Raw genomic sequence first — 14703 nt, forward strand, 5'->3', positions numbered from 1 at the left:
GAAGCGATTGAATTCCGGTTCTTCATTCAACGGACTTCAATAGTGATATCTTCAACGGCAGGGGCCGTTTTAATCAGGCCGGTTTCCTGCATGAAAGCACCAAAGCGTGCATAGCGCAGATGGTCGACAGCTGCAGGGCGCTTGGCAAAACGCGGCAGCGTATCGAAGAAGGCTGTCCGGTTTAGTTCATCATCAAGATTTGGATAGGCTCTCACAAACAGCTCCCAGGCCTCCTGCGGGTGGTTGGTCATGAAAATGGAGGCTTGCTCGACGGCGCCGAGAAAACGGCGTAGCCTGCTGTCTTTGGCAGCGTCCCGATGTGTTACGTAGATCAGTTCATCATATGGCGGAACGCCATATTCTTCCGGAAAGAAGGATCGTCCTTCATGGCCGGCAAGCTTCATTTGCGTTAATTCGAAATTGCGGAACCCGCCAAGCGTCGCATCCACCTTGCCGCCAATCAGCGAAGGCGAAAGCGAAAAGTTGACATTGATCAATTCCACATCGTCCTTCGTAAGCCCTTCCGCCGCGAGCATACGCCTCAGCATCGCGTCTTCGAAGCCAGAGACGGAAAAGCCGATCTTCTTGCCCTTGAGGTCTCCAAGGCTCTTGATAGGACCATTCGCCAGCACTGTCACCGTGTTGAGGGGCGTTTCCACCAGTGTGCCGAACCGCACGAGGGGCAAACCGGCCTCATGGTCGAGATAAAGGCTGGGCTGATAGTGAATGCCAATATCAGCCTGCTTGGCTGAGACCAGCCGCGGTACGGCAGACGGATCGGCCGGCGGGATAAACTCGACGTCGAGGCCCGCATCTGCAAACAACCCACGCTCCTTTGCGATGATCATGGGCGCATGGTCCGGATTGACAAACCATTCCAATAGCACGGTGAGCTTGTCAGCGGCCTGCACTGGCACTGGCAGCAAACTGGCGAGAGTGATAAAGCTTGCAAGAACGAAGCGGTTCATATCTGGACGTTTCTCCTGAAGGACGGGGATTTAGGGGAAGTCTCATGCGCCCAAGGGGTCAGCCCCCTCGTCAGTGCATCGACCATAAATCTGAGAAGAAGGGTAAGCAGGGCGAGGACTGCCATTGCTGCAAATACAATATCGGTTTGCATGCGCGCATTGGCCTGAACCATGACAAACCCGAGCCCGGCGGATGCCCCGACCCATTCGCCGATAACAGCGCCAAGCGGGGCCAATGGTGCTGCGACCCGAAGACCGGATACGAGGCTGGGAAGGGCAAGCGGCATACGTACTTGAACCAGAGACTGCCAGTGCGTCGCATCGGTCAACGAAACGGCATCGAAAATGTCGCGATTGGTGCGATGCAGGCCGTCGGTAAATGCGGAGGCGACGGGAAAGAAGATGATGATTGTCGTCATTGCAACCTTGGAGGCTATGCCGAAGCCGAGCCAAAGAACGAGGATCGGCGCCAGCACAAAGACGGGAAGGGCTTGCAGCACGATCACCATCGGCCAGACCATCTGACCGAAGCGCGGCCATGCCGCAATTGCGAAGGCGGTGGCTGCGCCAAAACACGTTCCCAGTATCAGACCCAACACAATTTCCGTACACGTGATCAAACTATTCTCAATCAAAAGGCCGGGCTGGCGCAGGAAAGTCGTTGCGACCGCGATCGGCGCGGGAAGAATGTAATGGGGAGGCGCAAACAGCCAGATGCCCACCTGCCAGGAAACAACAAGTATAATGAGAGCAGAGCCCGCGTGAGAGGCGCGCATGATGGCTTATGTGGAACCGATAGGGGCGGAACGAATTCGACACATGCCGACGAAATTGAAAAACTTGTACATCACAGATCGATCTCCAGACGATGATCACAGGAAATCCAGGCAAAGCGAAGAAGAGAAAGGGGTGGCCGGATAGCGCCGGTTTCCGTTCCTACGCCGGCATGACCCGGATCAGGTTCAAGGGTCCAGCTCAACGCCATCTCAGCATCGTACGATGCTCCCCTCGGAATGGAACGAACGTGTCGTGTTTTGGAGGTCCTGTCAATGGCGCGACGGATATTGTCTGCTGGATGCAGGTGAAGCCAGAAACACTTGGTTGTAAAAGTTTATCCAACTAGTGCTCATAATAACTTCAAATCAGATCCGGACAACGCCACAGCCCGGACAGGAAACCTCTGATTCAAATATAAGCCTGACGTTTCAGCCTGGCCGGGTATTGCTGATCGAAGTAAGCAACCATCTGTCTGAATGACGAACTTTTGCTGGTAAATATGAACCAAAGATTGAATGGGCAACGTCAGGTTTTGTCTTGAGGCCCGGTTACAAGGGAGAGGAACATGGACACATCGATCACCCAGTTTTGCTGCGACGGCTTGTAGGTCGTGTGGATTTTTCTTGGCAGTACCAGTTGCAGCTTCTTGGTCTGCATCTCGTCGGTCTGGTTTTCGGATATGCCGGGTTCCAGTGTCAGAAGATGCTTGTTGTCTATGCGCTCGGCTTCCGACAATACCTGCCGCCAGCGATCCTTGAGCGTCGACTTTGAACCGAGCATGAACAGGCGTTCGGCCGGATACTCCGGATCGCGATACTCGACCTGTCCCGGGAACAGGAAGTCCGGCTTGTTGCGGTTTTCTGTCTCGACACCACGGGCATAGCGAATGCCATGCGCAATAAAGATTGCCTCAAGATGGTTTTCAAGGGCAGAGCCGGCGCGAGATTTTCGCCGGTTCTGGACGCTGAGCGAAAAGCTGAGGAAGCCGTCGACATCGGCATCATCAGCCGAGCCGAAACCGTTGCTGATCCGTTCAGCCACGATGCGCCGCTCGAGCCTTCGAAACAGCTGCTCCTCTCTGTCGATCCAGGCAACAAGCGCTGCGTCGGGATCGTCCTTTGCCGAAACCTCGGGGAGGGATGACCGGGCCAGCTCCGAAAAGACCCGGGTTGTCGGAAATACCAGGCCGAACTTCTCGATCAGTGTATCAAGCGTATTGGCTTCCGGTTCCGCAGGCTCGATGCCGAGTTCATCCAGGATATAGCGGGCTGTGAAATCCAGCTCCGCATCATGCGACCCCTCGATCTCCTGGTAGGTAAACCGGAATTCCGGTTGCTCATCCAGATCGAAGAGCCACAGGAGCTGGTTCTGGATGGTGCTCTCGGCCGGAGTAATGATCACCATGGCGGACCTATCGCGGCAAACGGCGAGGAAGAATACGTCCCCCTGCCGCATCATGCCGGTGATTTCGTTCTCATAATAATAGAGACGGTATTCGGTGCGGGTCGGATGCCGGCGTCTTGCATCGTACCAGCTGAGGCTGCCCTCGACCGTAATTGCCTCCTGTTCATGGCCAAGCCAGATGAAGCGGGCAGGGATATTCCTGCGATCATCATCGCCAAAGAGACGGCGCAGTTCCATCGTGCCGTTGAATTCATGCTGGTGCGATATGGCGGGGGACGTCTCCACGGCACTGAGACGCTTGACGACGATCCCCTCAAAGCAGTCTGACAGCTGTCCGCGGCGCATCTATTCCATTCCCCTGATTTCAAGATGCGGCAGGTCCGAAATGAGCCATGCCGCGCAGCTTTCCAGTATTTCTGCAAGTGGGCGCCGCGTTCTCCCCTTGAGCGCACACTCCCAGATGACTGCCTGCCTCCATCCGGCGCCGGCAAGCGCAACCGCAGCGACCCCGTCTCTCCTGCGATTGCCTTCGATCTTCGGCAGCCAGAACTCCGGCCGCGTTGATGGAATCTTGAACAGATGGCAGTCGTGACCGTGCCAGAAGCAGCCATTGGCAAAGATCACGGCGCGATAGCGCGGAAAGACCAGATCCGGGGAGCCCGGCAGCTTGCGGTCATGCAGCCTGAACCGGAACCCTGCTGCATGCAGTCCCTGGCGCAAAAGCATTTCCGGGCGCGTGTTCTTTCCCCTGATGCCCCCCATCATCCGGCTTCTGACTTCAGGGGTGACAGTGTCAGGCATTGACGGCTGCAGGCACGCGTTCCGGCCTTGTTACGACGGGAACATCATAGGCAACTTCGGGCAATGCCTCGGCACGCCGGATTGCCGTTTCGATATGCGGCTGCATTGCCTGCGCAATGAATTCAACCACAGGCACGACAACAGCATTGCCGAACTGGCGATAGGCCTGCGTATCCGACACACTGATGCGGAAACGTCGCTCGCCACGGTCAAATCCCATAAGCCTCGCGCATTCAAGCGGCGTCAGGCGGCGGGGGCGCTTGCCCGGCTGGTCGATCAGGACCTCGGAGCCATCCTTGTAGTATCGCGCCGAAAGAGTGCGCGCGACATCGTCAGGGCCGAACAGGCTGAAACCGAAACCGTTGCCCTTGGCCTGATGCTTGGCCTTGTACTGCTGCAGATATTCCCACAGGCGGGGAGTAAGTGTGTACTTCGGATCCACCTCGTCATGCGGCTGCAGGATACTGCCAAGTTTCGGACCTGACTTTGCATCCGGTATCTTCAGGTTTTCGAAATCGAACGTGGTCGGATCACGGAAGCCGACAATGAAAATCCGCTCACGCTTCTGCGGTACCCACGGCTCCGAGCTGATGACCCGGTACTGGACCTTGTAGCCAAGCTCGTTTTCCAAAACATTTATGATGGTCGCAAAGGTGCGTCCCTTGTCATGGCGCTGCAGGTTTTTGACGTTCTCCAGCACAAAGGCCGCCGGACGATGGTGGGCAATGATCTGCGCGGTGTCGAAAAACAGTGTCCCTTGCGTATCGCAGAGAAAACCGTGGGGACGTCCTAGTGCATTCTTCTTCGAGACACCGGCAATGGAGAACGGCTGGCAGGGAAATCCGGCCAGAAGGACGTCGTGTTCCGGCACCTTGTCAGGCTGTTCGGAAAATTCGCGGATGTCGCCGCCGATCGGATGATTGTCGCGGAAGTTCAGCGCATAGGTTTTTTGACTGTTCGCATCCCATTCCGAGGTGAAGGCGCAGTGTCCGCCGATACTCTCGAAACCGAGCCGCAGCCCGCCGATGCCGGCGAAGAGATCGATGAAGCGAAATCTTGCACAGTTTGTATCCGGGGCACGCTCTTCTGCCTTGTCCCGGAGTGTGCGGAGTGCAAGCTTGCTGGGCTGGCACTCGCCGCTTTCATACCGGTAAATCGTCCGCGGGGAGACTTCGAGAAGTTCTGCCGCCTCATCCAGTGTCAGAGCTGCCTGCTCCCGGATTCTTGCAAATTCCGGGCGATCGTCGTTTCGCATCACAACTCCGAATCATCACTGTGTCATTTTCTGACACGCTGACATAATGCTTCCCGCCTTACAATCCGTTCCTTCTATGTTCCGGAAGATTTTGTGGAAGAGGTCTTCGTGAAATCGCGGCCAATCCTTAAGCCCGAGTGGGCGCGGGCCAAAGCCGGCGAATAACCGCCTTTCTCGACATAGCGACAGGCCGTCTACCGCATAACAGGCAACCGGCGACGGGACTTTAGCTGGAACTGTAGACATTGACACAACAGTCACGAACATCGGAAGGTCGCTGTTATCAACCTTTTCAAAGGAAAATTTGGTCGCCACGAGACGACTGTACAACACCTTGGCATCAAGCCGGGCGAACGGATCGACTTTGACAAGCTGCCGGGCGGGGAACTTCGGTTGAAGGCGGCAAGGCGCACGGGCACCATTGACAGTTTCATCGGTCGGCACGCCGGCAAGATCAAGAAGCCGATGACGATTAAAGAAATGAACGAGATTGCCGCCTCCGGTTGGGCAGGGGAAGAATTAAAATTTCCGTCGATACAAACGTACTGGCTCGAGCGGTTTTGCAGGACAACGCAAAGCAAGGCCGCGCTGCCCGCAAGCTCCTGAAAGAGGCTTCCCTGATCGCGGCTTCCTTGCCCTGCCTGTGTGAGCTGGTTTGGATATTGCGTCGGGGCGCGAAGTTGCGGAAAGAAGATGTAGCCGTGACCATCCGCGATTTGCTGGATACTGAAAATGTCACGATGAACCGGCCCGTTGTTGAGGCCGGGCTTGCGATCCACGAAGCTGGTGGTGATTTCGCGGACGGCATCATGGCCTATGAGGGCAATTGGTTGGGGCGAAACTTTCGTCTCATTCGATAAACAGGCGATCGAACTGTTAACCCAACAAGGACAGGCGACGAGGCTCTTGTCCTGAATGATTGCCTTTATCCTTACTCCCTGTTGCCACCAGTGTGAAAGTCCGGACCGGTTTGAGGGGGCTTTCGATGGCAAGGAGTGCAGGGCAATACGGTCGACAGAGCCCACTGCCCCTTCGATATTCCGGATTATGACGGCGACGCCACAGCATGGACCACCACACTTGCGGCTTAACTCCGTCATCTCGTCAATTATCGGAAGGCAGCTGGCGCAACCGGCATCCCCGAGGATTGACTATAGGCTTGCTTGCTCGCAGGTGAGAGTAAGTCCTGATCACCGAAGACAATAGCTCGTCAACTTCTTTTCCGGGCGCTATTCGCGTCTACCGCTTCCATATCTTCAGCCTCGGTTCGGAGCTTTCCCGATAGCATTCGTCACGCTTTGGAGCACATGAGGCTCCCAGATCGGGACGTTCATTGTTTTGACGGTGCGGATAGCTGGAAATACACGTTAGACATCCCAATGAGTGGCCTGCGGTTCAATTCCTTTCAAGACTAAGGCAGCCGTGGAATCACGCTGCCATGTGTCAGCGAAAGAGTTATGGACTGTTTGGGCGCACAGCCGAGATCTTGCAGTTCGACCTCTCCGCGTGCTGCTGTTGGGAGAGAAGCGGCCACGCCGCGTTGCCCCGAGCGGATTGGCGCGGCGGATGGTGAACTGGATGCCCGTGTCCTACCAGTTCACCTTCATCATCGAAAAGACGGGTATCGTCATAGGGTGCCGCATAAAGCCAAAGCATCGTGTCATTGACACGGGTCCATTCAGCAACGGCTTTTCCGCCGCCACAGTTTTTTGGATGTTGATCTTGACCGCTATCTTGATCCAGGCGCGTTGCCCGGTAGAGGATGCGCGCATTTTCAGACGGTATCTCGCCCCGCCAGTGCAATGCACTATAAGAGAATCCCTGTCACCAAGGAGCCTTACCGATACTCGACATCCCCTTTCTCGACATTGGCAAGACTGTGGCCGCAGTTACCTGAAAAATAATTCTGACATTAAGATCATTGTCGGCACCATAAAATTAACCGGATAGGGATGAAAATGCGGGATCGGGCAGCATGGCCAGGTCCCACACGATGCTGTCAATCGTCACAATCAGAATATCGTCGTCAATGTCAAAGCGGATTCAACCCAGCTTAATCGCCGTTGCCAAGAGAGGAAAAGAGGCGCGATCAGCAAAGTGACGCGTCTCTTTGGTCTCAGGCTGCCAGACGGCGGCTGTTGGCATGTTCGACCAGCTTCAAGGCGCGGGCAAGACAATCTGCCTGTTCATTGACAAAACGCTCGCCGGTGATTTCCATGATCAGCATGGTATCGGGCAGAAACGCCAACTCTTCAAAAATCTCTTCCCACGGGATATCTCCCCAGCCAATCGGCAGGTGCAGATCGCCTATGCCAAGTGCGGTCGCTTCCGCCGGATGATAGAACTTTGACATGCTGTAAGGACGCCCAAAACTGTCGTGGACATGCAGGTGACCGGTAACGGGTGCCATGGCGCGGATCTGCTCGCGCCAATCAAGACCAAGACGCGTGCTTTCAATATAGGCATGGCTGAAATCAATCAGGCCGCAAACATTGGGATTGGCAATCGCACGCACGGTCTCGCCCACCTGTTCCGGGGTTTGGCGATATTCAGTGTCGGCGACAGCAAAAATGTTTTCCAGCGCAATACGTACACCATAACCCTTGGCGACCTCAGCCATTTCGGCAAGCGCATCGCGCTCCATCCGGTCAAGATCGGGGATGCGCGAGAACGCCGGCATCGGAGCATTGCCACTATGATGAACGAGAATTCCAGCCTCAACGCGATTGCACAGTTCCAGCATCGCGCGGACGACGGCCTTCTGGTAGTCCAGGTGCTCGTGATCCATAAAATTGGAAACGATCTGGCCATGCACGCTGTAGCGCAGGTCAAACTGATCTGTGATCTGTACCAGGCGCTCGGCGCGGCCCGGTATAATCCGGCCGCCGGAAATGATTTCTTCGCCATAAAGCGAAAGTTCGGCAGCATTGGCTCCAAGATCAGCAATGGTGTGCAGTGATTTTTCGAGTGTTTCAAAGTTACCCTTGCCGGTGTAAGTGCAAAAACCAACGGCAGAAATAGGCGCTTCCGAGCTCATGTCTGGTCCTTTCAAGACGAATTAGGCAGCTACTGTCTTTGTTGCGAATTGACGCATTGCGACCGGAGCATCGTCAAGGCGCAAACCTGTTTCCCGGGAAAACAAGTGAATATGTTCGGCGGGCAATTGCAGTCCGGTAATAGCGCCCTGGTCGAAAAACTGGTCTTCCTCGACGGAGACTGCAAAACCGAGGCCATCGATTTCGACATGGACAATACGTTCTGAACCAAGCTCTTCAACAAAGTCGACACCGGCGGGAACGCTGTTGACTGTGCCCGCCGGAACGAGACGGCAATGTTCCGGCCTTATGCCGGCTGCAACTGTCGTACCGGCATTCCTGCCGCCTAGTGCCGGGTCAATTGCCTGCACAATGCCATCCAGCAACACATGGTCGCCGCTTGGCGCAATTCTGGTCTCGAAGAAATTCATGGCTGGCGAACCGATGAACGAACCGACAAAGCGTGTGCGGGGCCGGTGATAGATTTCAAGCGGCGTTCCGACCTGTTCGACATGTCCCCTGTTCATAACGATAAGCTTGTCGGCAAGCGTCATGGCTTCAACCTGATCATGGGTCACAAAAACTGATGTTGCCGACAGCCGCTTGTGCAAACGGCGGATTTCCACGCGCATCTGCACGCGCAGCTTGGCATCAAGATTGGACAATGGCTCGTCGAACAGAAACACTTTGGGTTCGCGAATGATTGCCCGGCCCATGGCAACGCGCTGCCTCTGTCCGCCGGAAAGCTGCGCCGGTTTGCGATCAAGCAGTTCTTCCAGCCCAACGATCCTGGCCGTCTCAACAATGCGCCGGTCACGTTCGGCACGCGGCACACCAGCTACTTTCAGAGCATAACCAATATTTGCTGCCACATTCATGTGCGGGTACAGTGCATAGTTCTGGAAAACCATCGAGCATCCGCGGTCGCGGGGCTCAAGATCATTGACCACTTTATTATCGATTGATATCTCGCCCGCACTGATCTCCTCTAGGCCGGCAATCATGCGCAGCAATGTCGACTTGCCACATCCGGACGGGCCGAGTATGACGACGAATTCGCCGGATTTGAAACTCAGGTCGACGCCGTGCAAAATCTGGGTCTGTCCATAGGATTTGCGCACATTTTTGATGCCAATCTCGGCCATCGCTTTTCCTTTATTTATCTGTCGAAACCAGACCACGAACGAACCAGCGCTGCAGAACAGCGACGACGATCAGGGGTGGCATCATGATGACAAGAGCCCCTGCCATGGAGACATTCCACTCGGGCAAGGAATTGATGGATGGAACCAGTGAGCGCATCGCCACCATGGCTGTCTGATAACCCGCATCCGTTGTCATCAGCTTGGGCCAGAGATACTGGTTCCATGCGTAAACAAACATGATTGTGGCAAGCGCCAGCATATTGGTGCGTGACAGCGGCAACAGGATATCAATGAAAAACCGCAGCGGACGGGCACCATCCATCTTGGCTGCCTCAGCCAGTTCATCGGGAAGTGTCATGTAGAATTGCCGGTAAAGGAACGTACCTGTCGCGGTCGCAATCAGCGGCAAGACCAGACCCGAATAGGAATTCAGAAGGTTCCATTGCAGCGAAAGCTCAATGCCCGTGAGGGCATTGATGATCCAGCGCACCGGCTCGAACACATCAGCGGCAATATTGTAGGTGGGAATAACGCGCACTTCGAGTGGCAGCATCAAGGTCAGGAACACCATCCAGAAGAAGACATGACGCAACGGGCTCTTGAAATAGACAATGGCGAATGCGCTGAGCGCAGCGACAGTGATCTTGCCCACCATGACCAGCAGCGAGGTGATCAGACTGTTGAGCAGAGCCGGCCCAAGATTGGCCCGGTCCCATGCAGCATGAATGTTTTTGAGGAAATCACTTCCCGGCACCAGATTGAACGGAACCGTATTGACCTGCTGCAACGACTGTGTGGAAGCGGTAAAGATCATCCAGAATGGTCCAAGAATAAGGATCAATCCCAAGATCATGATGAAATAGGTAACGGCATTGAGAATGGGGGTGCGTTCGATCATCACCAAATCCTACTTATAATGCACGCGTCGCTCGACGAAGCGGAACTGGATGAAGGTGAACACCATGATAAGGGCTATGAGGACGAGGCTTTGTGCTGCGGCTCCTGAGTAATTCAGTCCACGGAATGCTTCGCTGACGATGCGATAGACCATGACATCGGTGGCCTTGTTGGGGCCTCCTTCGGTCGTCAGATCGACAATGCCGTACGTATCGGGACCGACAAAACTCTCGGTCAGATTGAGCACAAGCAGAAAGAACAGGGTCGGCGCGAGAAGCGGCACTTGAATATCAAGGGCGCGGCGTATGGGGCCGGATCCATCCATCGATGATGCTTCAAGCAAGCTGCGGGGGATCGATTGCAGGCCGGCCGTCATGAAGATGAAGTTATAACCGACCCATTTCCACGCAAAACAGATGATCACAAGAATCATCGCATGGCTGCCATATTTGGCAGGATTCCACAGGTCGGGCGACCATGTATTGACTACTGCGATCAAACCGCTTTCCGGCGCAAAAATAAAGCGAAAGGAAAGACCGACAGCCGGCGCGGCAATGGCGTAGGGCCATATATAGAAGAAACGGAACAGGCCTGATCCCTTCAACTGCCGATCGACGCAGATTGCCAGTACAAAGGCGATAAGCATCGATAATCCGGTGGCCATGAATGCAAAGAACAGGCTAAGAGATACAGACCGCCAGTATTCACCATCGGCGAAGACCTCACGAAAATTATCAAAACCGACGAACAGGCGTTCACCCGCGCCGCCAAAGGCAGGCTCCAGCGAAAACGCCCAGTTGAAAACGGAAATGGCCGGCCAGTAGAAAAAGAACATGATAAGCAGGAGTTGCGGCAAGGCGAACAGGATAGGCAACCACCAGCTTTTGAAAACGGCACGCTTGTTCATTGATTTATTCAGTTCTGTCTTAAGAGTCAGATCAAATGAAATGGCCCGGCATTGTTTTGCGCCGGGCCGTTTTGACAGGCTGGATCAGTTCAAGGCTTTGCCGGCATAGGTCTTTTCAAAGCGCCGCAGGACAAGGTTGCCACGCTCGACTGCCTGGTCCAGGCCAGCCTGCACGGTCATCTTGCCAAAGAAAATGCCTTCCATCGCATCGGAAAGTTCCTTGCGAATCTGCGGGAAGCCGCCAAGGCGGATGCCGCGTGTGTTGGCAGATGTCGGGGTGAAGGTCAGGCTGGTGATGGCTCTTTCGCGACCCTTGAAGCCCGGCTGATCGTAGAAGCCCTTGGCTTTCATGGCTTCAAAGCCTGTCTTGGTAACAGGAATATAACCCGTCACTGTCGACCACCATTCAACCATATCGGGCTGCGCGATGAAGTTCAGGAATGCTGCAGCGCCCTTGTATTCGGCTTCGGGGCGATTGTTGAGAACCCAGAGCGATGCACCACCAACCATGGAGTTCTGACGCTCGGTACCTTTCCAGACCGGAAGCAGGGTTACATCCCACTTTGCACCCTGCTTGATAGTCTTGCCAATCGTGCCGTGATCGGCAATCGACGACTGGATCATCTGGCAAGTCTCGGAAGTGAAGGCAGGAACAACGTCCATGCCAAGCTGCTTGGTCTTGACGACAAACAGGCCTTCATCAGTCATCTTCTTGAAGAAGGCCAGATGATCTACCAGTTTGGTCTTGTTAATCATGAGTTCAGTATCAAGCCCATCATAACCATTATTCTTCGAGGCGATGGGCTGATTGTGGATTGCCGAGAATTGTTCAACCGTCGCCCAACTATCAAAGCTGAAGCCAAACGGGCAGGCATAACCGGCCGCCTTCAGCTTGCGTGATGCTGCTTCAACGTCTTCCCACGTTTGCGGAGCGCCTTCGATACCGGCTTTGTTGAACGCATCGACATTATAATAGAACATTGCTGTCGAGGAATTGAACGGGAAGGAATTCAGCTCACCCCTGGCAGTCGCATAATAGTTGGCGATACCGGGGAAATAGTTGCTCCAATCGATCTTGTAGCCATTGTCTTCCATCAGTTTTTTGGCTGGAACGAAAGCACCTGACAGCATCAGATCAAGCGTACCGCCATCGAACACCTGTACCACAGCCGGATGTTTCTTGGCGCGGTAGGCAGCAATCGCATTCTGGACTGTTTCGGGATAGCCATTCTGGCTGGTGCAGACGATTTCGAAATTGTCCTGCGAGTCATTGAACTTCTTGCAGGTATCCTGCACGCGCTCACCAAGGTCACCGCTAAGGCCGTGCCAGAACTCGAACTTAACCTTTTCAGCCCACGCCGGGGTGACGTTAAGACCGGACAGCAACAACCCTGCAGCCAATCCTATTTTCAAACCAAAACCTTGCATTAAAGCCCTCTGAATACAGCAAATGAGAAAATGAACCCGGGCAGTTCTGAAGAAATCCAGCTGCCTCGCTCACATTTCGACTGTGGACGGGCAGTGTGAAAGTTTGATCGTACTTAGACGAAAGTATTGTGACAAATGTCCAAATCTGGTCCGTTGGTCATCATGACATGCGCCTTGTCAATGCGTGGCTGCACGCCTTGGGGAAGCGATGAAGACAAAGAAATTTCAAATAAGAAGAATGGCAAGGCCTCTGAACCAATTGGATCAAGAGCTTCGGCCGAGAAAACGGGAGGTTGCCGGTTCGATTCTACTTAAGGCGTTTACAAGTTTCGTTATGAGTTTCCTGCAAACCACCGTATCCACCAGCCACATTTATAGAAAATGCGGGCGCAGCCAGTGTGAAATATGTTACACAGACACTGCGAGGGAGGCGGAGGAGACTTTCCGGGTACGAGGGCGGGGGAGTAAAGGGCAGGCCCCGGACCGATCGTTAGTTGCGCACCACCACCTTTAGCTATTGTAGTCTGTGGTGCTGCAATTACGATGATGCCGCTCTTGTCCATTTCAAGTCGGGCTTCGCCCACCTTCACGCGAAACGTATCTCCAGCCTTGATCTCAAAAACTTCACCCGCCTCAATAGAAATATTTTCTCCAGCGAAGTAATTCAGGCTCTTGCCAATATTTTCCTGCTTATTGTCACCCACAACCACCAATTGGTCTGTCCCAACGTAAGTCGATTTGAAGACGCCAACCTGCTCGGTTGACCGCGAACTGTCGGCACGTCCATGTATGTAAAACTCCGTCTGACATGGTTTTTTAGTGCCGTGGAATGGCTGGCAGCGTCAAGGTTCTGTGTACTATGATTGACACCACGCGTAGATGAGTGTATTAAAATACACATGATTGAAGTCCGTCTTACTACCGTATTTTCTGGTTGGTTATCTGATCTACGCGACAGAAATGCACATAGCAGGATTGTTACCCGTCTTCGTCGTATCGAGTTGGGAAACTTCGGAGACGTCAAACCAGTAGGTGAAGGTGTCAGTGAACTGCGCATTGATTACGGGCCGGGATACCGACTCTATTTCGTCCAACGTGGTGATGTCATCGTAATCATGCTTTGCGGCGGCGACAAGAAGAGCCAGAAGAACGATATTCTATGCGCCAAAAAAATGGCAAAGGAAACCTGAAATGACAATCGAAACAACCCGCTTTGATATTCAGGATCACCTCAAAACCCGTGAGGATCAAGTGGCCTATCTTGAGGCCGTTCTTGAAGATGGTGACTCTGAATTGATCGCTGCTGCACTTGGCGATATAGCGCGCGCTCACGGCGCAACGCAATTTGCCAAGGAAACAGGACTTAGTCGCGAGACAATCTATACAGCGCTACGCCCTGGGGGAAACCCGACACTTGATACGATGAGCAAAGCGGTTAAAGCTCTCGGATTACGCCTGTCTCTGGCGCCAGCTCCAATATCGCGGTAAACACGTCACCTTGTGAATACTAGCAATCGGGCGAGGGGAAGTTCTGCCCCTCGAGCACCCCATCCTGAATTGTACTTCCAAAATCGCATAATGGCTCGTCTGGAACCCTACCTCTGAACACTGCATTAACTGGGTCTGCGGTTCGAATCTTTATCAAGATTGACGGTATTTGATCTCTTGCCCGGTGACGAGGCGATCGGCGTCGCACCTGTCCGTTCGCCGATACTCGCAAGGCCCCACGGGCAATTCGCCGGCGGGTTCATCTTGCCTTTGGAAAAGACGTTGTAGAAATAGACTGTCCAGATGATATGATACCGATAGCATACTGCTGAATGTGCAACCGACCGTGCCGGCGCTTGTCGTTGGTCTCACCTAACGCCCCAAGGTTGAGTATTGGATACTGACGAGATTTGCATCGAGAACTTTCAAATCCAATTGGACGGGTCTGCCAGATTTGACCTCGTCCTGCCGCTTGTGGTCATCCGCGGCTGGACTCTCCACAGGAATCCCGGCAATGACTGGATACTCTCTCCGCCCCATTCCAGACCGCCCCGTGCTATCTCACTCGCGCAGCATGTTTATCAAGCGGTAAAGGATG

Annotated in this window: 13 protein-coding genes, 2 pseudogenes and 1 riboswitch; of the genes and pseudogenes, 5 read left to right on the forward strand and 10 right to left on the reverse strand. The window is 54.1% G+C overall.

The features are described 5' to 3' along the window. Positions 1-26: 26 nt before the first annotated feature. From ABKW30_RS10350 to dcm, 5 genes are all read right to left on the reverse strand, one after another. Positions 27-968 carry an ABC transporter substrate-binding protein gene (locus ABKW30_RS10350; protein WP_348598808.1) on the reverse strand — a complete coding sequence of 314 codons (942 nt, stop codon included), beginning with the start codon at positions 966-968 and terminating at the stop codon, positions 27-29. Next, positions 965-1744: an ABC transporter permease gene (locus ABKW30_RS10355; protein ID WP_348598809.1), complete on the reverse strand. Its 780-nt coding sequence runs from the start codon at positions 1742-1744 to the stop codon at positions 965-967. Before ABKW30_RS10355 ends, ABKW30_RS10350 begins: the two co-directional genes overlap by 4 nt. Positions 1745-1884: 140 nt before the next feature. Continuing rightward, positions 1885-1987, reverse strand: a riboswitch (TPP riboswitch). Between the two features lie 283 nt (positions 1988-2270). Continuing rightward, positions 2271-3494 carry a type II restriction endonuclease gene (locus tag ABKW30_RS10360; RefSeq protein ID WP_348598810.1) on the reverse strand — a complete coding sequence of 408 codons (1224 nt, stop codon included), beginning with the start codon at positions 3492-3494 and terminating at the stop codon, positions 2271-2273. Further along, positions 3495-3950, reverse strand: coding sequence for a very short patch repair endonuclease (locus tag ABKW30_RS10365; RefSeq protein WP_348598811.1), 456 nt, complete (start codon positions 3948-3950; stop codon positions 3495-3497). It lies immediately after the preceding gene. Then, positions 3943-5205: a DNA (cytosine-5-)-methyltransferase gene (dcm, locus tag ABKW30_RS10370; protein WP_348598812.1), complete on the reverse strand. Its 1263-nt coding sequence runs from the start codon at positions 5203-5205 to the stop codon at positions 3943-3945. Before dcm ends, ABKW30_RS10365 begins: the two co-directional genes overlap by 8 nt. Positions 5206-5487: 282 nt before the next feature. Here dcm and ABKW30_RS10375 point away from each other — a divergent pair. Together ABKW30_RS10375 and ABKW30_RS10380 are read left to right on the forward strand one after the other, a co-directional pair. Further along, positions 5488-5724: pseudogene (locus ABKW30_RS10375) on the forward strand (AbrB/MazE/SpoVT family DNA-binding domain-containing protein); the annotation flags it as partial. Next, positions 5724-6120, forward strand: a pseudogene (locus ABKW30_RS10380) (type II toxin-antitoxin system VapC family toxin). The pseudogenes ABKW30_RS10375 and ABKW30_RS10380, both read left to right, overlap by 1 nt. A gap of 1201 nt (positions 6121-7321) precedes the next feature. Here the strand turns inward: ABKW30_RS10380 and ABKW30_RS10385 are convergent. From ABKW30_RS10385 to ABKW30_RS10405, 5 genes are all read right to left on the reverse strand, one after another. After that, positions 7322-8242: a sugar phosphate isomerase/epimerase gene (locus ABKW30_RS10385; protein WP_348598813.1), complete on the reverse strand. Its 921-nt coding sequence runs from the start codon at positions 8240-8242 to the stop codon at positions 7322-7324. Between the two features lie 21 nt (positions 8243-8263). Next, positions 8264-9385 carry a sn-glycerol-3-phosphate ABC transporter ATP-binding protein UgpC gene (ugpC, locus tag ABKW30_RS10390; protein ID WP_348598814.1) on the reverse strand — a complete coding sequence of 374 codons (1122 nt, stop codon included), beginning with the start codon at positions 9383-9385 and terminating at the stop codon, positions 8264-8266. A gap of 10 nt (positions 9386-9395) precedes the next feature. Further along, entirely contained in the window at positions 9396-10283 is an 888-nt protein-coding gene (ugpE, locus tag ABKW30_RS10395) for a sn-glycerol-3-phosphate ABC transporter permease UgpE (RefSeq protein WP_348598815.1), read from the reverse strand. A gap of 9 nt (positions 10284-10292) precedes the next feature. Next, complete coding sequence (locus ABKW30_RS10400; protein ID WP_348598816.1) at positions 10293-11189, reverse strand: sugar ABC transporter permease; 897 nt, start codon at positions 11187-11189, stop codon at positions 10293-10295. Positions 11190-11273: 84 nt separating this feature from the next. After that, entirely contained in the window at positions 11274-12617 is a 1344-nt protein-coding gene (locus tag ABKW30_RS10405) for an extracellular solute-binding protein (RefSeq protein WP_348598817.1), read from the reverse strand. Positions 12618-13111: 494 nt separating this feature from the next. Here ABKW30_RS10405 and ABKW30_RS10410 point away from each other — a divergent pair, with 494 nt between their 5' ends. From ABKW30_RS10410 to ABKW30_RS10420, 3 genes are all read left to right on the forward strand, one after another. Then, the gene (locus tag ABKW30_RS10410; RefSeq protein ID WP_348598818.1) at positions 13112-13381 is read left to right on the forward strand and encodes a hypothetical protein; all 270 of its coding nucleotides are present in this window, start codon (positions 13112-13114) and stop codon (positions 13379-13381) included. Positions 13382-13516: 135 nt separating this feature from the next. Further along, positions 13517-13807 carry a type II toxin-antitoxin system RelE/ParE family toxin gene (locus ABKW30_RS10415; RefSeq protein ID WP_348598819.1) on the forward strand — a complete coding sequence of 97 codons (291 nt, stop codon included), beginning with the start codon at positions 13517-13519 and terminating at the stop codon, positions 13805-13807. 1 nt (position 13808) lies between these two features. Beyond that, positions 13809-14105, forward strand: coding sequence for an addiction module antidote protein (locus ABKW30_RS10420; RefSeq protein WP_348598820.1), 297 nt, complete (start codon positions 13809-13811; stop codon positions 14103-14105). Positions 14106-14703 lie beyond the last annotated feature (598 nt).

The sequence above is a fragment of the Phyllobacterium sp. SB3 genome (assembly GCF_040009165.1).
Classification (GTDB): Bacteria; Pseudomonadota; Alphaproteobacteria; order Rhizobiales; family Rhizobiaceae; genus Phyllobacterium.